This is a genomic window from Butyricimonas sp. (assembly GCF_019423355.1).
In the GTDB taxonomy this organism is placed as follows: domain Bacteria; phylum Bacteroidota; class Bacteroidia; order Bacteroidales; family Marinifilaceae; genus Butyricimonas; species Butyricimonas faecihominis.
In genome coordinates, this window is record NZ_JAHZBP010000003.1 from 39,141 (window position 1) to 62,988 (window position 23,848).

The 23,848-nt window shown below is 44.6% G+C and carries 14 protein-coding genes; all 14 read left to right on the forward strand.

Annotation, left to right across the window (positions count from 1 at the left end):
• Window positions 1-21 precede the first annotated feature (21 nt).
• The 14 genes from QVC79_RS05230 to QVC79_RS05295 all read left to right on the forward strand — a co-directional run bounded on the left by QVC79_RS05230 (window position 22) and on the right by QVC79_RS05295 (window position 23,794).
• A complete protein-coding gene (locus tag QVC79_RS05230) occupies window positions 22-1,473 on the forward strand; it encodes a TolC family protein (protein ID WP_270594426.1) in 1,452 nt (483 codons plus the stop codon).
• Window positions 1,474-1,581: 108 nt separating this feature from the next.
• Complete coding sequence (locus QVC79_RS05235; protein ID WP_270594425.1) at window positions 1,582-2,574, forward strand: HlyD family secretion protein; 993 nt, start codon at window positions 1,582-1,584, stop codon at window positions 2,572-2,574.
• 99 nt (window positions 2,575-2,673) lie between these two features.
• Entirely contained in the window at window positions 2,674-3,846 is a 1,173-nt protein-coding gene (locus QVC79_RS05240; protein WP_124316290.1) for an ABC transporter permease, read from the forward strand.
• Between the two features lie 231 nt (window positions 3,847-4,077).
• Window positions 4,078-5,253, forward strand: a complete 1,176-nt coding sequence (locus QVC79_RS05245; RefSeq protein WP_270594423.1) for an ABC transporter permease — start codon at window positions 4,078-4,080, stop codon at window positions 5,251-5,253.
• An 18-nt stretch (window positions 5,254-5,271) separates the two neighbouring features.
• Complete coding sequence (locus QVC79_RS05250) at window positions 5,272-6,336, forward strand: efflux RND transporter periplasmic adaptor subunit (protein ID WP_270594422.1); 1,065 nt, start codon at window positions 5,272-5,274, stop codon at window positions 6,334-6,336.
• Window positions 6,337-6,338: 2 nt separating this feature from the next.
• Window positions 6,339-9,467 (forward strand): efflux RND transporter permease subunit, encoded by a 3,129-nt coding sequence (locus tag QVC79_RS05255; protein ID WP_124317467.1) that lies wholly within the window; start codon window positions 6,339-6,341, stop codon window positions 9,465-9,467.
• Between the two features lie 9 nt (window positions 9,468-9,476).
• On the forward strand, window positions 9,477-10,886 hold the full coding sequence (locus QVC79_RS05260) for a TolC family protein (RefSeq protein WP_151412067.1): 1,410 nt from the start codon (window positions 9,477-9,479) through the stop codon (window positions 10,884-10,886).
• 79 nt (window positions 10,887-10,965) lie between these two features.
• Window positions 10,966-11,622 (forward strand): RNA polymerase sigma factor, encoded by a 657-nt coding sequence (locus tag QVC79_RS05265; RefSeq protein ID WP_229782999.1) that lies wholly within the window; start codon window positions 10,966-10,968, stop codon window positions 11,620-11,622.
• A 71-nt stretch (window positions 11,623-11,693) separates the two neighbouring features.
• Entirely contained in the window at window positions 11,694-12,893 is a 1,200-nt protein-coding gene (locus QVC79_RS05270) for a FecR domain-containing protein (RefSeq protein WP_270594420.1), read from the forward strand.
• Between the two features lie 39 nt (window positions 12,894-12,932).
• Window positions 12,933-16,331 carry a SusC/RagA family TonB-linked outer membrane protein gene (locus tag QVC79_RS05275; RefSeq protein ID WP_270594419.1) on the forward strand — a complete coding sequence of 1,133 codons (3,399 nt, stop codon included), beginning with the start codon at window positions 12,933-12,935 and terminating at the stop codon, window positions 16,329-16,331.
• A 19-nt stretch (window positions 16,332-16,350) separates the two neighbouring features.
• Window positions 16,351-17,757 (forward strand): RagB/SusD family nutrient uptake outer membrane protein, encoded by a 1,407-nt coding sequence (locus QVC79_RS05280; RefSeq protein ID WP_270594418.1) that lies wholly within the window; start codon window positions 16,351-16,353, stop codon window positions 17,755-17,757.
• 30 nt (window positions 17,758-17,787) lie between these two features.
• Window positions 17,788-18,567: a DUF4843 domain-containing protein gene (locus QVC79_RS05285; protein WP_270594417.1), complete on the forward strand. Its 780-nt coding sequence runs from the start codon at window positions 17,788-17,790 to the stop codon at window positions 18,565-18,567.
• Between the two features lie 11 nt (window positions 18,568-18,578).
• Window positions 18,579-20,138 carry a PKD-like family lipoprotein gene (locus QVC79_RS05290; RefSeq protein ID WP_270594416.1) on the forward strand — a complete coding sequence of 520 codons (1,560 nt, stop codon included), beginning with the start codon at window positions 18,579-18,581 and terminating at the stop codon, window positions 20,136-20,138.
• Window positions 20,139-20,302: 164 nt separating this feature from the next.
• The gene (locus tag QVC79_RS05295) at window positions 20,303-23,794 is read left to right on the forward strand and encodes an ABC transporter permease/M1 family aminopeptidase (RefSeq protein WP_270594415.1); all 3,492 of its coding nucleotides are present in this window, start codon (window positions 20,303-20,305) and stop codon (window positions 23,792-23,794) included.
• The last annotated feature ends 54 nt before the right edge of the window (window positions 23,795-23,848 follow it).

Genomic DNA, 23,848 nt, shown 5'->3' on the forward strand with positions numbered 1-23,848 from the left:
GAATATAAAAACGAGAAAGTGATGAATAGGATTACGGAATGTAAATCTGTATTAAGTTTAATTATTGTATTACTGTGCTTTATCTTGCAGTCGAATGCGCAGGGGGTGTTAAGTTTGGAGGATTGTCGGCGGTTGGCGATAGAGAACAATAAGAAACTGAAAATTGCAGATGAAGACGTGAAGGCGAGTGAGGCTCAAAAAGCCGAGGCTTTCACGAAGTATTTGCCTAGTATTGACGCTATGGGCGTGTATTTGCGCAATCAGAAAGAGATTAATTTGTTGTCGGATGATGCCCATTTACCTGTCGGGTCGATTGGCTCGGACGGGAAGTTCACGTTTCGTCCCGATCAGTTGATGGTGGGTTCGGACGGGAAGCCGGTGATGGTGAACGGGCAGTATGTCCCGAAGGATTATGCCCTGTTGCCAAAGGAGGCGATGACCGTGGACGAACGAAACTTAGGAATTGTGCAGGTCGGGCTGACCCAGCCGATTTACATGGGAGGGAAGATCAGGGCTTATAATCAGATTGCCGGGTTGTCGGAGCAGTTGGCGAAGAGTAAGCGGTCGCAGGAGTTGCAGAACGTGATTCTCTCGACGGACGAGGCTTACTGGCAGATCGTTTCTCTGGTGAACCGGAAGAAATTGGCGGATAAGTACGTGGAGACGTTGACGAAGTTCGTGCATGATGTCGAGTTGATGTACACGACGGGGGTAGCAACCAAAGCGGACGTGCTTTCCGTGCGGGTGAAACTGAACGAGGGGGAGATGGTCCAAACGAAGGTGGATAACGGGTTGAGTTTGTCCCGGATGTTGTTGAACCAGATTTGTGGCTTGCCGACGGATACGATCGTGATGTTGAAAGAGGAGGTGGCGGACACGGACGTGGAGGAGGTACCGACGGAGAGCTTGGAACGGGTGTATAGCCGACGTCCGGAGGTGGCGAGTTTACAGCTGGCCACGGATATATATAAAAAGAAGGAGAAGATAGCTTTATCCGAGTATTTGCCGACGATTGCTTTAACGGCGAATTATTTGAGCAGCACGCCTTCTTTCTTTGATGGGGTAAGCACGAAGTTCGACGGCATGTGGAGCGTGGGAGTCGGGATTAAAGCCCCGATATTCCATTGGGGGGCGTCACGCAAGAGTTTGCGCAACGCGAAAGCCCAGACGAACGCGATGAATTACAAGTTGCAGGAGGCGAAGGAGCAGATCGAGTTGCAGGTGAGCCAGTCGGAATTCAAAATGAAGGAGGTGACGAAGAAATTGGCGATGGCCCGTAAGAATCTGGAGCGGGCGGAGGAGAATCTGAAGTTCGCGAATTTGGGTTTCAAGGAGGGTACGATTCCCGTGCTGAACGTGTTAGAAGCCCAAACGGCTTGGTTGACGGCGAATTCGGAGCTGATTGATACTCAGATTGAGGCTCGATTGTGTAAGGTTTATTTGGAGAAGGCATACGGAACGCTGGAATTTTAGATTTATGATTTCGCATTTTTGATTGAGTGATAAATAAAGTGATATTATAGTTTGGATTTGGTATTTGGGGACATTTCATTCTAAATCCTAAATTTTAAATTAATTGTTATGAGTGAAAAGAAAGTAAGCGGGAAGGTATTGATGTTTACAGGGATCGTGATCATCGTATTTTTGGTTGCTATATTCGGGTTTATTTTTTGGGAACCGGTGCCGGAGATGATTCAAGGTGAGGCGGAGGCCACGGAAGTACGGATTTCCGGGAAGGTACCGGGGAGGATTGAGCGTTTTTTAGTGGACGAGGGGGATCAGGTGATGAAGGGAGATACGGTGGCGATTTTGGATAGTCCGGAGGTGATGGCAAAATTTAATCAGGCGCAGGCTGCGGAAGAGGCTGCCCAAGCATTGAGTGATAAGGCTCAGAAGGGGGCTCGCGAGGAACAGAAAACGATGGCCTTCCAAACGTGGAAAAAAGCACAAGCGGCTCTTGACGTGGCAAAGAAGTCTTTTGACCGGGTACAAAAGTTGTTTGAAAATGATGTGGTTTCCGCGCAGAAACGTGATGAGGCCGAGGCTAATTATAAGGCGATGCTAGCCACGGAGCAGGCAGCGAAGGCCCAGTATGAAATGGCGAAGAACGGGGCGGAAAAGGAAGATAAATTGGCGGCCGAGGCTCAGGTAAACCGGGCAAGGGGTGCCGTGGAAGAAGTTAGTTCTTATGTAAAGGAGACATTTTTGATTTCACCGATTTCAGGAGAGATTTCTGAACGTTACCCGAAGGTGGGAGAGTTGGTGGGGACGGGTTCTCCCGTGATGAACGTGCTGGATTTGGAGGATATGTGGGTGGTTTTTAATGTGCGTGAGGATTTGCTGGGCGACTTGAAGATGGGAACTGTGTTCACGGGGTATATTCCCGCTTTGAACAATAAGGAGGTGCAATTGAAAGTGACTCACATGAAGAATATGGGTACTTATGCCGCTTGGAGAGCGACGAAGACAACGGGGCAATATGACGCGAAGACTTTCGAGGTGAAGGCCGTTCCCACGGAGAAGGTGGAGGGGTTGAGACCGGGGATGAGCGTGCTGAAAAGAGCTAAAAACTAAAAGCTAAAAATTAAAAGTTTAAAATTTAGAGTTTAAAGTGAAATCAGGAGTGTTGATTTGTATGGTTGAAATCTAAAATCTAAAATCTAAAATTAAATTATGCGTGAGAATATAAGGGCTTTGGGGGTGTTGATGAAACGGGAGGTCCGGATGTTGGCAGAACGTCGGATCTACTGGTTTGTGATGATCTTCGCACCTTTGTTCTGTTTCCTGTTTTTCATGGATTTGTTGAAAGAGGGGTTGCCGAAAAAGTTGCCTGTGGCCGTGGTGGATGAGGATAATACCACGACTTCCCGTTCTTTGGTGCGTTCGTTGAACACGTTTGCCCAGACGGACGTGGTGATGCGCACGGCGAATTTTAGCGAGGCCCGAGAGGCTTTGCAGCGAGGGGATGTTTACGGGATTTTTTATATCCCGGCGGACTTCCGGCGGGATGCATCGACAGGGGGAGAGCCCGTGTTGTCGTTTTACACGAATGATACTTATTTTCTAGCGGGCTCTTTGTTGTATAAAGATATGCGGATGCAATCAAATTTAGCGAATGGAGCGGTTCAACAAACGTTATTGCTGGCGAAGGGAGAGGGCGGGCCGTTGCTCGCCGCTAAGCTGATGCCGATTGTGCTGGATACGCACCCGTTGAATAACCCGTGGTTGAGTTACGCTGTCTATTTGGCGAATTTCCTTTTACCTGCATTCTTGTGTATGTTCGTGATGTTTACCACGGTGTACAGTATTAGCGAGGAGATTAAGCGGAGGACTTCAAGAGAGTGGTTGGAGGCGGGGAATGGTTCTATTATCGTGGCATTGATGGGGAAACTTGTCCCGCAGGCGTTGATTTTCACGGCGATGGGGATGCTTGCTCTTTCCATGTTGTATGGTTATGCTCATTTCCCGTTAAATAGTGGATTTTTCCCGATGTTTCTGGCTATGGTACTGATGATTCTAGCCTCTCAGTGTTTTGCCCTGTTTGTTACGGGGATGACCCGCCGGAGCAGAATCGCGTTGAGTGCTTGTGCCTTGTGGGGTGTGTTGTCATTTTCGATATGCGGTTTTACCTATCCGGTGCGTTCTATGCCGGAGCTGGCTCAGATCGGGTCGAATTTGTTCCAAATGCGTCACTATTTTTTGATATACGTGGATCAGGCTTTGAATGGTATTCCGATGATATTTTCTTGGCAGAGTTATGCGGCATTGATGGTATATTTATTCTTGCCGATTTTTATCCTGCCGAAGTTGAAGTTGGATTTGTTGGAGTTTAAGTATTTGCCATAAATCGTTGAAAACGATTTATGGGTTGCAGGTTGGAATGAGTTTGAAATTTAAAATTTAGAGTTTAGAATTTAGAATGAAAAAGACTACCCCCTCTAACTCCCCCTTACACAGGGGGAGAAACGGACGCAAGAAATTGCTACAATGTTTTCAATGTAGCGTGTCCTCCCCCTTGAAAAGGGGGAGTTAGAGGGGGTTAATCTAAAATCAAAAATCATTAAATCTAAAATTGAAATGGGTTTTTGGACGGATATATATTATGTTTTTAAACGAGAGTTTTATGCGGTGTTCCGGGATCATGCCGTGTTGACTTTTTTCGTGGCGTTGATGTTGGGGTACCCGGTGGTCTACACGTTTATTTATAGTAATGAGGTGGCGAGGGAAGTGCCTGTGGCGGTGGTGGATCATTCGAAGTCAGCGTTAAGTCGGGAGTTTATCCGGAATTGGGATGCCACGGCGAGTGTGGATGTGGTGGCCCGTTGTGAGGATATGGAGGCGGCGAGGTTATTGATGTATAAAAAAGATATTTACGGGATTCTTGAGATCCCCTCTGATTTTCGTAAGAACGTGGCCCGGGGGGAACAGGCTCACGTGTTTCTTTATTGTGATATGGGGGCTTTGCTGAATTACAAGGCTTTGTTGACGGCTGGGACTGACGTTTCCTTGGCTATGGGGAAGGATATACAGGTGCAGGGGATGGAGTACGCCACGGTGATCACGGAACAGATTGCGTCTTCTCCAGTACAGATTCAGGACGTGAAGTTGTTCAATCCACAGGGAGGTTTCACTTCTTTTTTGATCCCGGCGGTGTTGATTTTGGTGGTGCAGCAGTCGTTATTGTTGGGAGTGGGAACGATTACAGGGACAGAGCGGGATCGACGTCGGAAAGGATTGTTGTTACCTGCGAATAAGCATTTTCGTCATCCGGCACGGGTAGTTTTAGGGAAGGCTTTTGCTTATTTGCCTATTTATTTCGTGATGAGTTATTGGGTATTTTTCATCGTACCTCGTTTGTTCGGGATGACCCAAGTGGGGGAACGGGGGGAGCTGATGTTGTTTTTGTTCCCGTTCTTGCTGGCGTGTACCTTTTTTGCTATTGCCATGTCGTTTTTTAGTCGTGAACGGGAGATGCCTTTCTTGATATTCGTGTTCACGTCTGTTCCGTTGATGTTTATTTCCGGAATTTCTTGGCCGAAGTCAGCAATACCGGAATATTGGGTGTGGTTTGGAAAGTTGTTTCCTTCCTCGTTCGGGATTGACGGTTTCGTGAAAATTAATAATACAGGTGCCACGTTGTCAGAGGTGTTACCTGAATTTTGGGGGTTGTGTATATTGATGGTGTTTTATTTTATTGTGGCATGTTTGTTGTATAAAAGAGAGTGTAAAAAGTTAAAAATTAACATGGTTTAGTGATAAAATTGGAAAATGATGAAAGGTGTTGTATTTTCTTTGCTTGGGTTGATTTTATTGATGTGTGCCTGTGGAAGTTCTAAAACAAAGCAGGAATGCGGTAAGGCTACGGTGCAGGCCGATACGGTGAAAAGTTACCAAGGGGAATTGTCGATTATTTATCCGGGAAAGATCAAGGCGGCTTCAGAGGTAAAGCTGTCATTTCGGGTGGCTGGACCTATTCGGGCTGTGTTGCCGGAAGTGGGGGCTTTCGTGAAGAAGGGGGAGTTGATTGCCGAGATTGATCCGAGGGATTACGAGATTCAACTTTCTGCGACAGAGGCGGAATACAATCAAGTGAAGGAGGAAGCCGGAAGGGTCATCGAATTATATAACCGGGGGAGCGTTCCGGTAAATGATTACGATAAGGCCGTGGCCGGGGTCAAGCAAATTACGGCAAAGTATAATGCCCATAAGAATGCCTTGGCTGATACTCGTCTGACAGCACCTTTCGACGGGTATATTCAGAAAAAATATTACGATTCTCACGAGACGGTGGCAGCCGGTTACCCCGTGGTGTCTATGATTAATAGTAATTATTTTGACGTGGATATCGATATTCCGTCCAGTGATTTTGTACGACAAGATTTGTTCAAGGCGTTTTCTTGTACAATTGACGTGTTCCCGGGACAAGTTTTCCCTTTGGAGTTGATTGAAATTACTCGGAAGGCGAACTTGAATCAGTTGTACCGGATGCGTCTGCGTCTGAAACCCGTGCCGGGAGTGGATATTGCGGCAGGGATGAGCGTGAACGTGACGATCGAGTATAACCCGAACGAGGAGGCGTTGACGGTGGTGCCGTTGTCCGCAATGTTCGAGGAAAACGGGGTGTCTGCCGTGTGGGTATATAGCCCGGAAACTCAACGAGTGACCAAGCGTGTTATCCAGTTGAAAAAGTTACTGAAAACAGGTGAGTTGATCGTTTCCGGAGGGTTGGCTGCCGGGGAGATCGTTGTGTCTGCCGGTGTGCATAGCTTGAAGGAGGGAATGTCAGTAGAATTATTGAAACCAGTTTCTAAAACAAATGTAGGGGGACTGTTGTAATGATCAATTTAGCGGATTATGCATTAAATAATAGGGCGCTGGTAAAGTTTTTTATTGCAGTGCTGGTGATTGGAGGTATTTTTGCCTTTAATTCGATGAGCAAGTTGGAAGACCCGGAAATCAAGGTAAAACAGGCGATGGTGGTTACGGTGTATCCCGGAGCTTCTGCTCATCAGGTGGAGTTGGAAGTAACGGATGTATTGGAGAAGTCGATTCGTTCAATGGGGGCAATCGGTAGTATTGAATCCAAGTCCATGGCGGATATGTCATTGATCACGGTAGAATTGGAGAGTACGGTGAGCCCGGATGAGCTGGAGCAGAAATGGGATATCTTGCGTCGGAAGGTGACGAATGCACAGGCCCAAATGCCGGATGGAGTGCGCCCTTCCGTGGTGATGGATGATTTCGGGGACGTGTATGGAATGTTTTATGCCATAACGACAGACGGGGTGGGAGACGAGCAGTTGCTGGATTATGCCCAGTTGGTGAAACGGGAGTTGCAGGATATTGAGGGGGTGCGTCGGGTTGAAATTTACGGGAATCGGACCCCATGTATCAATATCGAGATGATGCAGGATAAGATGGCGAATTTGGGGGTTCATCCGATGGAGGTGTTGTCCACGTTGAACAGTCAGAATAAAACCGTGTATCCCGGTTATTTCAATAGCGGGGATCAGCGTTTGCGGGTGGCTATTAATGATAGTTACAGGTCGATAGATGATATTAAGAATTTAATTATACAGGGACACGAGGATGATCAGTTGCGTTTGCGGGACATCGCTTCCATTACGGAAGGGTATGAAGATCCGGCCCGTAACGGGATGAAGTATGATGGCAAGCAGGCTTTCGGGTTGGCGATTTCCATGGAAAAAGGTGGGAATATTATAACCTTGGGAGAGAAGGTAGACCAAGAGTTACAGCAGTTGAAAGAATCCCGGATTCCAGTGGGAGTGGATTTTCAGAAAGTATTTTTTCAGCCGGATCGAGTAAGGGAAGCCATTAATGTTTTCATGGTTAATCTGGTAGAATCGGTAGTGATCGTGATTCTTGTGCTGATGCTTACCATGGGATTCCGGAGCGGGGTGATTATCGGAACCGGACTGGTGATTATCGTACTGGGCTCATTCGTGGTGCTTTATCTTTTTGACGGGACCTTGCAACGGGTTTCACTGGGTTCGTTGATTGTTGCCATGGGGATGCTGGTGGATAATGCGATCGTGATTGTTGATGGGATACTGGTTGATTTGGAGCGGGGCGTGAAACGTCCGGCTGCGCTGACAAATATAGCGAAAAAGACGGCCATGCCTTTATTGGGGGCTACATTGATTGCTATCTTGGCGTTTTTCCCGATCTTTATTTCCCCGGATACGACGGGCGAGTACGTGCGGGATTTGTTTATCGTGCTGGCGGTATCCCTGTTGTTGAGTTGGGTGTTGGCGTTGACGCATATCCCGATTCACGCGGATCACTCGTTGAAAGTGAAGCCGAAGAAGGCGAATGAGAATTTGTATGATAGTAAGATATACCGGTTGTTCCGGCAGTTCCTTTCTTTTATGTTGTGGCATAAGTCCATGGCAATCGGGGTGGTCGTGGTTTTATTGGCGATTACCGCATTTTTGTACCGGTATATCCCACAGGGTTTCTTCCCGGATTTGAGTTACACGCAGTTGTATATTGAATTTAAGATGCCGGAAGGTACGCGGGTGGAACGGGTAGAATCGGATTTGGCAAGTATAGAGGATTATTTGTTGAGCCGCCCGGAGGTGACTCATGTGACGACGAGTGTCGGCGGGACGCCTGCCCGTTATAATCTGGTGCGTTCTATCGCGGAACCCACGATGAGTTACGGGGAGTTGATCGTGGATTACACGACCCCGGAAGAGTTGAAAGCGTCGATGACCGAGATTCAGGATTACCTGACAGCTCATTACCCGGATGCTTACGTGCGGATGAAACGTTATAATCTGATGTACAAGAAGTACCCGATCGAGTTGATGTTCACGGGTCCGGACCCGGCCGTGTTGAGAGAGTTGACTGCAAAGGCGGAACAGATTATGCGTGATGAACCTGCAATTACTTTGGTGACGAATGACTGGGAACCGATGACTCCCACGTTGATGGTGGATTACTACCAGCCGATTGCCCGTTCCGTGGGACTTTCCCGTTCGGATGTCGGTTTGTCGATGCTTGCCGCCACGGATGGAATGCCCGTGGGATCTTTCTACGAGGGAGTTCATGCAAAGCCTTTGTACATGAAGAGCGTGAATAGTGAGGGGGAGAAGGTGGAAGCACTTGATAATATTCCCGTTTGGAGTGTGCTGCCTTCGACGGCGGCTTTGAACGAGGAGTCGTTGAAGGGGTTGTTGATGGGAACGATGTCCGGGGAGGATTTGCTGGCTCAAAGTATAGGTTCTATCCCGTTGAATCAAGCCACGAAAGGTATTTCCTTGAAATGGGAAGATCCTGTTGTGCGACGTTATAACGGGCAGCGGGCTATGCGGGCCCAGTGTAATAATGCTTTGGGATACACGGCGGAGAGTGCCCGTTCGCTGATCACGGAGAAGGTGGATACGATTACTTTGCCCGAAGGATATGCTAAACAGTGGTTGGGAGAGCATAAGGCGAGCGGGGAGTCCATGAAATATTTGTTCGGGAATATTCCGTTAGCGGTTATTCTGATGATTGCTATACTGATCATGTTGTTCAAGGATTTCCGCAAGCCGATTATTATTTTCTGTTGTTTACCTTTGGCTGCAATCGGGATCGTGCTGGGTATGTTGATCAGTGGTAAAGAGTTTGGTTTCGTGGCGATTGTCGGTGCATTGGGGTTGGTCGGGATGATGATTAAGAACGGAGTGGTACTACTGGATGAGATCGGGTTACAGATTGCTTCCGGGAAAGATCAGACACAGGCTCTGCTGGATTCTTCTTCTTCTCGTTTCCGTCCGGTGATGATGGCGTCATTGACAACGATATTGGGGATGATTCCGTTGCTGGGTGACGATATGTTTGGCTCGATGGCCGTTACGATTATGGGAGGCTTGTTGGTAGGTACGGTGATCACGTTGGTGTTTATTCCCGTGTTGTACGCGATATTCTTTAAAGAGAAGAAAAGTGATAGTATAAGTTAGAAGATTATTATGAAAGGTCTGTTGATAATATTATTGGTTTTAGGTATTTCTCCGGTAAAAGCGCAGGTTTCTTTGAACTTGGAAAAATGTCGGGAAATGGCTTTAGAAAGTAGCAAGAAGATGTCGATTGCCACGAAACAGGGGGAGAAGGCGGAATTTGAGCGAAAGGCTTATCGTGCGAATTTTTTGCCCAAGCTTTCGGCTACCGGGTTGTATGCTTATATGCAGAAAAAGAGTTCGTTCACGATTGATGGGGGGTATTTACCGACGTTCGTGCCGGATGCAAACGGGGAGTTGGTTTACAATCTTTATATTGACCCGGCGACGAAACTTCCGGTGATGGGAAAGGATGGTTTGCCTCTTTCGGCGCAATATGCTTTTATGCCTGATATTGAGTTGGAGTTAGGGTTACGAGGGGTTTATTCGGCGGGAGCGATGCTGGAACAACCGATTTATATGGGTGGAAAGATTCGTTCAGCCTATCGTATGGCCACGATCGGAAAGGAAATGTCCGAATTGAATAAGCAGTATACCCGTGCGGAGGTGATTACCGAGGCGGACGAGGCTTATTGGCAATACTTGCGTGTCGTGGAGTTGGTGACTTCTGCCCAGAAGTATAAGGCGGTAGTTAATGAGTTAGTGCGGAATTTGACGGATGCTTACGAAACAGGGATGGCTTCCCGAAATGATTTGCTGAAGGCACAGGTAAAGTTGAACGAGGCCGAGTTGATGTTGCAAAAGGCGGAGAACGGGAAGGCTTTGGCAGGGATGAATCTTTGCCGGGTAATCGGGATTGATCTTTATTCGACGATACAGGTGAGTGATTCTTTGTATGATGAGGTGACTCCGGGCGTGTTGAATGCCGGGGAGGGATTACAACAGCGTCCCGAATATAATTTGTTGGAGAAGGATGTGGAATTGAAGGAGAAACAGGTGGCGTTGACCCGTTCTGATTTTTTGCCGGAGGTGGGAGTTTCTGCCTCTTATGGATTTTCGGGGGGAATATCCCTGAACGGGCAGACGGAGGATGTGGCGTCTTTCACGGCTATGGCATCCGTGAAGATTCCGATTTATCACTGGGGTGAGGGCCGGGGAAAGATTAAAGCGATGAAAGCTGAGCAGGAGATGAGTCGATTGAAGAAAGAGGAGATGTCACAAATGATGCTTTTGGAGATTGCACGGGCTCGCTATAATATTGAGGATTGTCATACAAGGGTTATGCTGACCCGTAAATCGTTGAGCCAAGCAGAAGAAAATCTAGGGGTGAGCAAGAATCAGTACGAGGTGGGAATGGAGACGATCACGAACTACATGGAGGCTCAGGCGCAATGGCAAAAGGCGTGGAGTGACTGGATTGACGCAAAGGCGGAATTACGGTTGAGCGAGACGAGGTACTTGAAGGCGACGGGACGGCTATAATTAATAAGGCTTGCTTTTGGGGCAAGCCTTATTAATTATAAGATAAAAGTTAAAAGCTAAAAACTATAAGTTGGGATATGTGTTTGAATTATTTTTTGCAAATAGCGGGAATAATTTTAACTTTACCGTGTCACGTAAAAGGAGTAGTATCGTGCCTGATATAAAAGAAACAACGATAATTCGTCTATTAGAGGCCGGAGATGAGAGATGTATGAAGATGATGTTTGATACTTATTATCAAGCATTGTGTATGTATGTCATGCGTTATTTGATTTCGGTGGAAGATGCGGAAGATATTGTTCAGACGGTGTTTATATCCTTGTGGAATAATAAGCGGGGACAGGTTTTTACAGGATCTTTGAGGTCTTATTTGTTTGGGGCGGTAAGTAAGGCCTCCTTGCAGTTTATGCGGGATAGGGAAAGGATGTATTTCGTGGAGATAGAGTTGCATATTGATGATTTTTTGGAAGAAATGTCTCGTGATCGTGAAGTGGAATTAGAGAAGATGAAAGAATATCTATATGTAGCCATTGAGGATTTACCCGCTAATCCGAAGAAGGTTCTTACTGCGATTGTTTTTAATAATACACCTTATAAGGTGGTTGCCGAGGAGATGGGAATTTCGGTGAACACGGTGAAAACCTATTACGCTAGGGCGCTTCAATCGTTGCGTAAATCTCTTGATGGTAAGACATTTTGTTTTCTTTTCCTCTCGTTCTTTTCTTCTGAAAAATAAATTTTAATTTTTCTTCTTGATTTGTGTCACCCATTTTTAAATTTTGGGAATATGTATGAAAATTATGACACATGGAAGATAAGTCGATATTTGAATTAATTGCAGAATATAGTGCCGGGACGATTTCTCCTGCCGATGCCGAATTACTTCGTGAGAGATTGGAGAGCGATGCGGAGGCTATGCGTTTGTTCCGGGAGATTCGGGAGACCGAGAAGATATTGAAATCCGTGCAGGTGCAAGAAAAAATTGACCTTCAGAAGTCGTGGCTACGTCTTGATAGTTCTTTGGTTGGGCGACCTCGAAAAGGACGGTGGCTGTTCTGGAGAGTGGGTTCCGTGGTTGCTGCTTCCGTGGCGTTATTGCTGATGTTTGTTTTTCCGTTTACCCGACAAGTGGAACAGCCGGGGACGTTGGTATCACAGGTGGGAATTACTCCCGGAGGAGTAAAGGCTATTTTACAGAGTGAGGATGGAAAGATGATAGATTTAACTTCTTCCACGTCCTCTCGTATTGTGACGTCGGATGGTTTGGTGTTAGTGAACGATTCTTTGAAGGGATTAAGGTTTGATCAGAGTAAGTCGGAGAATCAACCGATGAAATATCATACGCTTGCGGTGCCTGTTGGCGGAGAGTATCATTTCACGTTAGCGGATGGAACCCGGGTGTGGGTAAATTCTGCCTCTGAGGTGCGTTTCCCGAATTGTTTCTCCGGGGGAAAAAGAGAAATTTATGTCAAAGGAGAGGTCTATTTGGAGGTGGCTCGTGATGAAAAGCATCCGTTTGTGGTACATGCCGGAGAAAATGAGGTACGTGTGTTGGGAACGAGTTTTAATCTGACTGCTTATCCGGATGAACAGGAGGTGATTACGACATTGGTCGAAGGAAGTGTTGAATTTTGGAATGATCGATCAAGTATTTGTTTGAAACCGGGAGAACAATCTGTGTTGGATTTGGTTACCAATAAGCTTGAAAAACAGAAGGTTGATGTGTCTATTTATACTTCTTGGGTTTCCGGTACGTATGAGTATGAACGGATGCCGTTGTCGGATATTACCCGGCAATTATCCCGGTGGTATGATGTGCAGTTTGTTTACGAATCTACGGAGTTTAGTAATCATCCGTTTACGGGAGTTGTGAAACGTGACCAGTCGTTGGAAGAAGTGTTGTCGATTATTGAAAAAACGACAAATATCAAGTTTAAAATATCAGGGCGAACAATTATTATAAAACGAGCGGAAGATGCAGCGAACATCTCCCGCTCAAGTAATTAATTTCATTGCTTTTTAGCGAAACAATTAAAGTACAATTTTATGAAAAAAAATCGATTAAAAAAACTGCATTTCTTGAAAATAGCAGTTTTGCGACATGGAATTAACAAGAACGTGTTGCTGTTGGGGTTGTTTATGCTGTTTGGTTTGTGGAACTTTGCTTCGGCCCAGACCAAAAGCGTAACATTGGACGTGAAGGATATGCCTTTGCGTGAAGTTTTTAAATTAGTCAAGACACAAACTGGGGCAAATTTTATTTACAGCGAGATCGAGATTCAGAAAGCTTCTAACGTGACGCTCAAGTTCGAGAATTTACCGTTAAAAACAGCTTTGGAAAGAATTTTTAAAGATCAACCTTACACGTTTGAGATTCAAGGTGACATTGTGGTGGTGAAGCCTGCCAATCAAAAGAGTGTGAATCAGGAAAAGCAAAAAATCAGTGTCATCAAGGGAAAGGTGGTCGGCGAAGACGGTCTGCCGATCCCGGGAGTGAATATCTTGCTTAAGGGAACAATGATCGGGGTTCTCTCGGATGCGGATGGTGTCTTTAAAATGGAAGTTCCAGCCATGGATGATATTGTAGTGGTTTTCTCTTTTGTGGGAATGAAAACTCAGGAGATTGCTTATAAAGGAGAGGCGAATTTGCAAGTTGTTATGAAAGATGACGTGACGGAAGTGGATGAGGTTGTTGTGACGGGTATTTTCAAGAAAGCTAAGGAGAGCTATACGGGTGCGGTAACGACAATTACAGCAAAAGATTTAGCCATGGTTGGTAATCGAAATGTGTTGAGTTCTATCCGGAATATCGATCCGAGTTTTAACATCGTGGATGATATTAACATGGGATCAGACCCGAATCGGTTGCCTAATATTACGGTGCGTGGTACGGCTAGTATGGATGTGAGTATGCGAGAATTGCAAACAGAAAATCAGGATGATAAAATATCTCCAAATTTACCCTTGTTTATCATGGATGGCTTTGAAATTTCGTTACAGCAGATGATGGACTTGGACGAGAGCCGGGTGGAAAGTATCACGTTGTTGAAAGATGCGAGTGCAACAGCGATGTATGGAACACGCGGTGCCAATGGCGTGGTCGTGATCACGACGAAACGACCGGAGGCAGGACGTTTGACCATATATTATCGTGGAAGTTTGAATATCGAGGCTCCGGATTTGACTTCCTATAATTTGATGAATGCACGGGAAAAGTTGATGTTTGAAAAGGCTGCCGGACTATATACAACAGAAAATGCCAGTAGTGAACAAAGTCTTATTGACTTGTATAATAGTCGTTTGAAAGAGGTTGAGAGAGGGGTGGACACGTACTGGCTGAAATATCCGGTGCGGACGGGTGTAGGACATCGTCACAGTTTATCATTGGAGGGTGGTTCCGAGGATTTTCGTTATTCTGTGGGATTGGGATATAATAATGTAGCGGGGGCGATGAAAGGATCAGAGCGTAATACGTTTAACGGTAATATGTTCTTTTCTTACCAGTATAAACAATTCCGGTTCCAGAATGATTTGCAGGTGACGTTTAATACGGCTAAGAATTCACCTTACGGTAGTTTCTCCGAGTATGGTCAAGTGAATTCTTATTTTAAGCCTTATGATGATGAGGGAAATCTGTTGATGATTTTGGAGGATTACGTGTATAGTTCAATGGGGACGTTGAATTCTGTCAATTTGGTTTATAACCCGTTGTGGAATGCATATTTACCAAGTATTGATGAGGAGAAGTACACGCAGATACGTAATAATTTTGCCATGGAGTGGACAATCATGCCGGGTTTCGTTTTCAGAGGACGCTTCAGTGTGTCTAAGCAGCATGACCGTTCAGATAAATATATCTCGGCTAAACATACGAAATATTTGGAATATGAGGAGAAGGATGCTCCCCGGAAAGGAGAATATACCTACGGCACGGTGGAATCATTAAAATATGACGCGGAATTGACATTAAATTACACGAAGTTATTTAACGATGTTCATCAGTTGTATGCAGGTTTGTCGTACAACGTGGCAGAAGATAAATCAGAAGAGTATCGTTTCAAGGCGGAGGGAATTGCTAACCCGACGATGGATTTTCTAGGGATGGCTAGTGCTTATGAAAAGGACGGGGCTCCTTATGGAAACGAGAGCTTTGCTCGTCGGTTAGGGGGAATCTTGAATGTCAACTATACGTATGATCGTCGGTATTTTATAGATCTATCGGGTAAAATAGATGGTTCTTCCCGATTTGGAGCTGATAAGCGTCATGCCTTATTCTGGTCGGCCGGTATGGGATGGAACCTTCATAACGAGGCATTTATGAAGAATAATAATATTTTGAATGTTGCCCGGTTACGTTTGTCATACGGTAGTTCGGGGTCGCAGGCTTTCAATCCGTATCAGGCGTTGACGACGTTCAAGGATTACGGTAATATATATTACAAGGGATGGAATGGTGTACACATGATCGCGTTGGGTAATTCGGATTTGGGATGGCAGACAACAAAACAGTTGAATATTGGCATCGAGACGGAATTGTTCGGTGGACGGGTACGTGTGAATGCAGATGTCTATCACAAGCAAACCGATGATTTATTGTCGGATATTACGTTGCCTTCTTCTGCCGGTTTCGACACGTATAAAGCAAATGTCGGTAAGGTTGTGAACAAGGGTGTGGAGCTGGTGTTAAATGCTTATTTGATCCGGAATACACAACGTGAGATTCTATGGTCTGTTGGTGGTACGTTAGCGCATAATAAGAACGAGATTAAAAAGATTTCTAATTCATTGGACTTTTTGAATAATGAATTGATGAAAGAGGAAAACGCTAACCCGAGTTTTCTATATAAGGAGGGGCAGTCTATGAACACGATTTTTGCCGTTCGTTCCATGGGTATCGATCCGAGTAATGGACAGGAGATTTTTGTGAAACAGGATGGACAGTTAACGTATGATTGGGATGCAAAGGATAAGGTAGCTTGTGGTGTTGCAGAGCCGAAGATTTGGGGGAATTTGAATACCATGGTACGGTATAAAGATTTTACATTGAATGTAATTTTTGGTTATCGTTACGGGGGACAACAGTATAATAGCACGTTGGTGAGCAAGGTGGAGAATATTTATCCTTATTATAACACGGATCGTCGGGCTTTATATGATCGTTGGAAAACTCCGGGAGAATCAGCATTGTTTAAAGGTGTACAGGATTTTTCGTCAACGAAGGCCTCTTCACGTTTTGTGATGGATGAGAATACATTGGAATGTCGTTCTATTTCTTTGACTTACGATATGGACGAGGCATGGTGTAAGCGTCATCTGGGACTTAAATATTTGTCTGTTGCCGGATACATGGAGGATGTCTTCCGCTTGTCTTCGATGAAGCAAGAACGCGGATTGGCTTATCCTTTTGCACGGAAGTTTTCTCTGTCTTTGACAGCCCGTTTTTAATTTATAAATGAGAATAACCATGAGAAATATAATTTTGAGCGTGTTTTTGTTCGCCCTTATGGGATGCAATAACTGGTTGGATGTGAATCCTCGCACGGAAATGAAAGAGGATGAGTTGCTGAGTAGTGAGGATGGGTATAAGAGCGCCTTAACCGGTGTTTATATCCAATTGTCTTTAGCTCCGTTGTATGGATGTAATACAAGTTTCTATTTTCCGGAGATGTTGGCTCGTACGTGGACGATTCCTTCGAGTAGCAGATCGCTGGTTGACTATTATTTGGGAAGATGGGATTATAAACAGAAGGATGTGGAAGCGTTAATTGAGAAAATTTGGAAAGGGTATTATACTTGTATCGCGCATTTGAATGAGATTTTGAAGACGTTGGATGATGATCAGGGGCTTTTTCAAAATGGTAATTATGAATTGATTAAAGGGGAAGCTTTAGGATTACGTGGTTTCTTGCATTTGGAATTGCTACGTATGTTTGGTCCTATTCCGGGCGAGGCGGCAGCCAATTTGTCGGCTATCCCTTACGTGGAAGAGTTGACCAAGGATCCGAATAAATTGTTGACATTGACGTATAACGAGGTGATCGCTAAGATTATCAGGGATTTGGATGAGGCAGAACAATATCTGAAGGAAGATCCGATTATGGCAGAAGAAGATCCGACAGACGAATGGCAGAAAAACAGAGGTTATCGATTTAATTATTATGCGGTGAAAGCAGCGAAAGCTCGTTACTATCGGTGGATTGGAAACGCTCCGAAAGCTGCCCAATATGCTCAGGAGGTAATTGATAGCAAGAAATTCACGTTAGCTACCGAGAATGATTATTCTTCTTCAGGAGGGTTGGTGATGTTGAAAGAGCATCTCTTTGGAGTACATAGTCAGAATCACCAGAGTATCATAGAACCTTATTTTAGTGGATCAGATCCTTTGTTAACTCAATCAACTAATTATATACAAACGGCTTATGAAAATATTACGGGAGATATTCGTAATGCTACCAACCGTTATTGGCAGAGCAAACAGAGCCCGGATTACTGGTGGATTACGGTTAACTATTTTTTGAAGTACACGGATGGAAGTGATTTCGAGTCACCTAATACGATTCCCGTATTGCGGTTAGCCGAGATGTACTTAATCCTGACGGAGAGCGCCAGTCAAGAGGTGGCAAAGCCTTATTTTTATCAGTATTTGATTGCTCGTAACGTGACTCTTTCATGGGTAGATGATGTGGCAGATCCTGAGAAGTTGAAAGCCCGTTTGGAGAAGGAGTATAGGAAGGAATTCTGGGGAGAAGGACAGATGTGGTTCTGGTACAAGCGTTGGAATTATGAGAAATTTACTTGGCCTTCATCGTTTACCGTACCGCAAAATGGTTATTTGATTCCGATTCCGCAGAGCCAGACAATGTTTGATTAAATTATTTGTTGAATTGAAAAGATGAATGTGATGAAAAGATATAGGTTATTTATATTGTTGATCGTGGCTATAGGTCTGTTTTTTGGGAGTTGTGATGAAAAGGATGTGATACGTTACGAGGATGATCCGAGGATTTATTTTTACAAGGGAATCGTGTATGATAACGTGGCCAGAACTTCTTATTCGCAGGCTGATAGTGTGAAACGGTCCTTTTTCGTGTTACCGGATACGCAAATGTGGGATACCGTTTGGATAGATATCCGAACTATGGGATTTCCAACAGATTATGAACGTCCGATGAAGATCGTGCAAACGAATGTCGGGGAGCCTTTTGCCGCTGTTGCAGGAAAGCATTATATTGGTTTTGATGATGAACGAGTGGAGGGGCAAGTGTCGATAGCTGCCGGGCAAGTGAAAAGAATGCTACCCGTGATTTTCTATCGGGATCCTTCCTTAGAGAAAGATAGTGTCCGTTTAGAGATTGAAATTCAGCCAAACGAGTATTTTAGCGTGGGAATGGATACGTTGTCGCATTTCATGGTGGAGATGACAGCCAAACCGGCGAAACCGAGATTGTGGAATAGTGTTTTTTCATACATATTTGGTGATTGGGGGGCAAAGAAGATGTGGTTTATTATGCGGTATGTCGGATTCACTGATTTCGAGAATCGCATCGGGGATTATGCTTACGAGACTTATTTACGAGGACGGGCAGCCGAGGCTTTAGCGGAATATAATGCTGATGAGCGAAATGAGGACCGTCCATTGAGGGAGGCTGATGGCACTTTAGTGAAATTTTTGGATAAATAAAGTTTGATGTTATGAGAATGAGAAATAAACTATGGATATTGGGAGTATTGATTTTGATGATCACTATTTCATGTTATGATGATAAGGGAAATTATTCTTATCAGGATCCGGATAGCGTGTTGCCGCTTGAAATTGACGGGTTGCCGAAGGATACTTCTTTTATGTTATTCTCGGAAGTTGAGCTGACACCGAAAATTACGGGAATTGAAAATGAGGATGATTTTCAGTTTACATGGTACACTTATCAATTGTATGCTTCCGGATTCATCCCTCAAAGAGATACATTAGCGAAAACTAAAGACTTGTCTTTTATCATGGAATATCCTGCGGGAAATCAATATCAACTGGTTTTTGAGGCGAAAGAGAAAAAAACGGGACTTGCCATCCAAAAGAAAATTCTCATGCGTGTTACTTCGGAGTATAGTAAAGGATGGTTTATTCTAGAGGATGAGAATGGAATGACAGATATGGATTTTATTCTAGAAGATGGTACGGTACGGGAGAATCTTTTGACAGAAAGATTAGGAGAAAGAATGAAGGGTGAGGCTGTGAAATTAGTATATATGAATGGTAGATACACGGATGAAGAGGTGGCAGAGGATGGGACTGTTACTATTCTGGAAAGTTTGCAAGCTCTGCATATTTTGACAACACAAGATATGAAAACGTTAAATCCGGGAAATTTGTCTGTACTCAAAAATTTTGACGAGGAATTTTATAATGTTCCTTCAGTTGCAGCTCCTCAGAATATGGATGCCTCTGGTGGGGATATCGTTTTAATAAATGCGGGGCGTTTACATTCGCTTTATGGAATGTCTAATAATGTAGGAAAATTTGGTGTTGGTAAGACAGGGCCTGGAGAATTGGCATCCGATATGCTCTTTCATGCTTATGCATATACTTATGCGATGCTTTTTAGTCGGGAGACTAAGAGTTTCGTAATGGGAGGATCAAGTTCGGAAAGCGATAAAGTACAGGAATTCTTGCCGGAAGATGGTGGTAAAGTTGGTGTATCGACTTCTAACATGGATAAGGACTTAATTTGTATGTTGCAACGTACTTGGGCTAGTTCTGTTACCAAAGGTTGGGCATTAATGCGGGGAATTAATGATCCGGAGAAATTTTATCTTGCAGATATTGCTTTTAGTGGGCAATCGTATCCTTTAGTGGATTTTGATGAGATTTCTTCAGAGCGGGGACTTTGCCATGCAGATGTATATGGTGCGCATCAGAATAATTCGATTTATTTTGCGAAAGGTAATGTATTGTCTTATTATCAGAAAAATGCATCGGATTTGGAATCTTTGGAAGCACTCTTTTATGAGTTCCCGGCAGGGGAAACGATTGCTTTTATACAGCAAACGGAATTACTAAAGAAGAATGAAGAGAGCGATGAAGAGGAAAGCGATTTTTCGAATTTGATCGTATTAACGAATAGTGCTACCGGTTGGAAATTGTATCGTTGTCCCTTGGAAGGAGACGGCCTTTCACCTACATTGGTGCCGAATAAACAACCTGTTGTCATTGCCGCTGGTAAAGGATATGCTCGATTTGCATTACCGATGCAATAGTTTGTGTTTGTGTTGTATAGAGGGGTGTGTCAAAAAACTTTTGACACACCCCTCTTTTTATATTTATTCTTTGTTTTTTCGGCATCGTTTGTATTTCTTTCTTATTATTCGTATCATTGTATATTCATGTGTGGCGTTTTATTGATAACTTAATATACAGTGCTATGGACATTCATAACTTAAAAACCGTTGCTTGTTATAATTCGAGATTGTTGTTGAGAAGTTGGATGTTCCGACTGTTTTTGTTATTACTTTTTCTGATTGTTATACTTTATCAGGTCTTGGCGCAGACCAATATTTTTTATGGGGTAAATAGTGGATTGGTGACGTTGTCGTCTTATCTGCCTCATGAAAATGCTTATCTATTTACGGTCTTACAAATTGTACCCTTGATTTTTTTGGCCGGATCTTTTCTTGGGAAAGAGAGGAAGATGGATTCGATGGACACAGTTTACTATCGTCCGGAGAGTAATGCGGATTACGTGGTGGGGATGATGTTGGGATTCACGAAGACTTTTATGACGATGGCGGGGATTTCTCTTGTTATCGGGATGTTGTTGCATATTTTTGCGAGTGAGTCTCCTTTTAATTTCTGGCTTTATCCTTTTTACTGGCTCACGATGATTTTTCCGGCTTTGGTATTTGCCTTGGGTTTCTCTTTCTTCATTCATGCATGGGTTCGTCACCGGGGACTTAGTATTTTGATTCTTTTGGTGGTATTCGGGGTGTTTCTGTTTCAGTTGGGAAAGGTGCGGGAAGGGCTTTTTGATCCCTTCGGGTTGTCTTTACCGAATGCTTTTTCTGAAGTGACGGGACATCCGGGAATGGCCCTTTATCTCATGCAGCGGGTTTGCTGGTTATTTGTGGGGATGGGGTTTGCTGGATTGGCCGTGTTGATGTTTCAGCGTTTGCCGAATCGTCCGGTGAACCGGAAGCGGGTGATGATCGTGGCGGTCGGTTGTTTGGTGTTGGGGGGTCTATTCGGGGGAGTTGTCTACATGGCACGGGAGAACGTGAAGAATATTCGGGAACTTTATGCCGAAACTTATAATAAATATCAAAAATTCCCGAAAGGGAACGTGGTTTCGAATACCTTGGAGGTGGAGCAAAAGGGAAATGTGCTGTCCGGGAAGAGTACCCTTCTTGTCAAAAATCAGGGGGATCAGGAATTATCGGAGATTATTCTTTACCTGAACCCGGCCTTGGTGGTGTCCGCGATAAAAGAAGGTGAGACTGGCGTGGCGTTTGAACGGGAGAATCAAGTGATTCGGATTGCCCGGAAATTGTTACCCAGTGAGGAGGTGGAATTAACCGTGGAGTATTGTGGCGGGATTGATGAGCGGGTGTGTTATTTGGATGTGGATTTTGATAAATTATTTCAATTGCAGTCCATTCCCGGGCATAGTTCTACCGCGGGAAAGCGATTTGCTTTTGTCGGGGATGATTTCACGGTGCTTACCCCGGAATGTCTTTGGTATCCGGTAGCCCGACCGTCGGTGAATCCGGCATCCCCGTATGATGCTTTGCCCGATTTTACTTCCTACTCCTTACAGGTGGCATCAACAGATGGGCGAACGGTTATTGCTCCCGGAAAACGGGAGACGAAAGAAGGACGTGTCTGTTTTACGGGAGATATTCCTTTGCCGGGGATGGGACTTTGTATCGGGAATTTTGAAAAGTATGATCTTGTAGTTGATTCTACATTATATGAACTTTATCTTTTCGCGGGACATGGTAAGCTTTTGCGGGGATTCGAGGAAATTCGTGATTCCATTCCAGCCATCATTCGTGATGCCCGTTATAACGTGGAGGAACAGATGGGGATCACGTATCCTTATTCTCAATTGACTTTGGTGGAGACTCCTGTCTCTTTTTCCGGCTTTGCCCGTCCTAATAAAGGGGGAAGTGAAATGGCCCAGCCCGGTATATTATTTCTGCCGGAACGGGGGATCGGGATGTGGAATGATTATAAGGCGGAGGTCGCTTTTAGAAAGCGAATGATGCCCGAGATGTCGTCTTTTTATAGTTCTACGGAGGATATGCTCAGTAGTGATCTGACTAGATCGTTATCTTCAATGTTTTTGAATGAATATCGTTATAATGTAAACCAAGCAAGATTGTTATTATATTCGGTTGTTTCGCCTTCTCTCTTGTGGCGTAGCGGGGTTGCCAGTACTAGTGTAGGTAATTTGTACACGATTAGTCCCATGTTTTATGAACAGACTATGGCATTACATTCTGCCGAATATCCGGCAATTAATTCCATACTAACAGATGCGTTAAAGAAATCGAACACGTTTTTTATCTCTTATTCTGAGTTGGATCAAGAGGAACGATTTGTCGGACGTAGTGTGGGTGATCTTTTCCGTGATCGGTTGGATAATCCTTACGAGGTGGCGACTCTGTTGCATGAGAGAACTTTGGAACTATTGCGTTTGTTAAGTGTGAGGAATATTCCCATGGAGCAGATTACAGCGTTTTTAGCGACGTTTATTCGGGAGAATCGATTCCGGCAAGTTGAATTTGATGAGATGAACCGGGAGTTTGTTGAAAAGTTTGGGGTTGATTGGATGGACGTTTTGCCCGCGTGGTACGAGAATCGTAAGATACCCGTTTTCTTTGTAAGAGATTTTAAAGTGGAAAATGTTACATCTCAGGAGGATGGAGAAGGTAGTCTTTCTGGTTTCGCTTTCTCGGGAGGTTTTACGATTCCTGATCAAGCAAACAGACGTTCTCGAGTGTCGGTGAATGTCTTTAATGATAGTGATGTTGATGGAGTTGTTTCTTTCGAGGCTCGGGACGTGACATTTTCGGGGATGAATTCTCGTCGGCAGGGTCGAGAGAGGGAGAAAGTGGTTACCCGGAATTTTTTGGTTAAGGCAGGCACCGGCATGCAGATTGCCGTGGTACTGAAAGGTATGACATCAACATTTAATACAAATATTTCAAGTAATCTTCCAACAAAGTTTTTCATTCAGGGACTGACGAATATTTCAAAAACGACGGACACGACCGAGTACGTGAAAGATCTGGATCGTTCTTATTTCATGCCGGCCCCCGGGGAGATTATCGTGGATAACGAGGATGAGAATTTTAAATTGATCTCGCCTTCTTCTCGGAAACGGCTACGAAATCTGATTTCTCCTTTGAGTGAGTCGAGGTATGAGATGGGGTCAAATCTCATGATAAGGGAAGGGGTTGAAGTTGTTCCGAGGCACATGATTAGTTCCGAGGCATACGGGTTGAATAAGCTTACTCATGCTTTCATGTTACAGGGGAGTAAAGCGAAGATGGAATGGACTGCCCGGGTTGAACGTGAGGGCGAGTACGAGATTCTGGCGTATATTCCCCCGAAGGTTTTTGCCCATCGGATGGAAGAGCAGGAGGAAGGTGGCCGGGGAAGTGGAATCTTTACTGTTTCGGCTTTTTCTGTTACAGAATCAGAACCGGAAGAGGTAAAGCAATATTATATTGTGGATGTCGGTGGGGAAAAGCAGGAGGTTTCTGTTGATATTAAAGAGCATGTGGGATGGGTTTCTCTGGGGCTATTCCAGTTGCCTGTCGGGGAATGTAAAATCGTGCTGACGGATCAGGGGGACGAGGATCAGGTGCTTCTCGGTGATGCGATCAAGTGGGTCTATAGGGGGGATAAATGATTTTATAGAAACTTTAACACGGCCTTTTGAGTATATATACTCGATTTAAAAGTT

Coding starts and splice junctions, on each gene's coding strand:
- QVC79_RS05295 (WP_270594415.1), top strand. CDS start 20,303: ATGGACATTCATAACTTAAAAACCGTTGCTTGTTATAATTCGAGATTG.
- QVC79_RS05240 (WP_124316290.1), top strand. CDS start 2,674: ATGCGTGAGAATATAAGGGCTTTGGGGGTGTTGATGAAACGGGAGGTC.
- QVC79_RS05270 (WP_270594420.1), top strand. CDS start 11,694: ATGGAAGATAAGTCGATATTTGAATTAATTGCAGAATATAGTGCCGGG.
- QVC79_RS05245 (WP_270594423.1), top strand. CDS start 4,078: ATGGGTTTTTGGACGGATATATATTATGTTTTTAAACGAGAGTTTTAT.
- QVC79_RS05230 (WP_270594426.1), top strand. CDS start 22: ATGAATAGGATTACGGAATGTAAATCTGTATTAAGTTTAATTATTGTA.
- QVC79_RS05280 (WP_270594418.1), top strand. CDS start 16,351: ATGAGAAATATAATTTTGAGCGTGTTTTTGTTCGCCCTTATGGGATGC.
- QVC79_RS05235 (WP_270594425.1), top strand. CDS start 1,582: ATGAGTGAAAAGAAAGTAAGCGGGAAGGTATTGATGTTTACAGGGATC.
- QVC79_RS05275 (WP_270594419.1), top strand. CDS start 12,933: ATGAAAAAAAATCGATTAAAAAAACTGCATTTCTTGAAAATAGCAGTT.
- QVC79_RS05285 (WP_270594417.1), top strand. CDS start 17,788: ATGAAAAGATATAGGTTATTTATATTGTTGATCGTGGCTATAGGTCTG.
- QVC79_RS05290 (WP_270594416.1), top strand. CDS start 18,579: ATGAGAATGAGAAATAAACTATGGATATTGGGAGTATTGATTTTGATG.
- QVC79_RS05250 (WP_270594422.1), top strand. CDS start 5,272: ATGAAAGGTGTTGTATTTTCTTTGCTTGGGTTGATTTTATTGATGTGT.
- QVC79_RS05260 (WP_151412067.1), top strand. CDS start 9,477: ATGAAAGGTCTGTTGATAATATTATTGGTTTTAGGTATTTCTCCGGTA.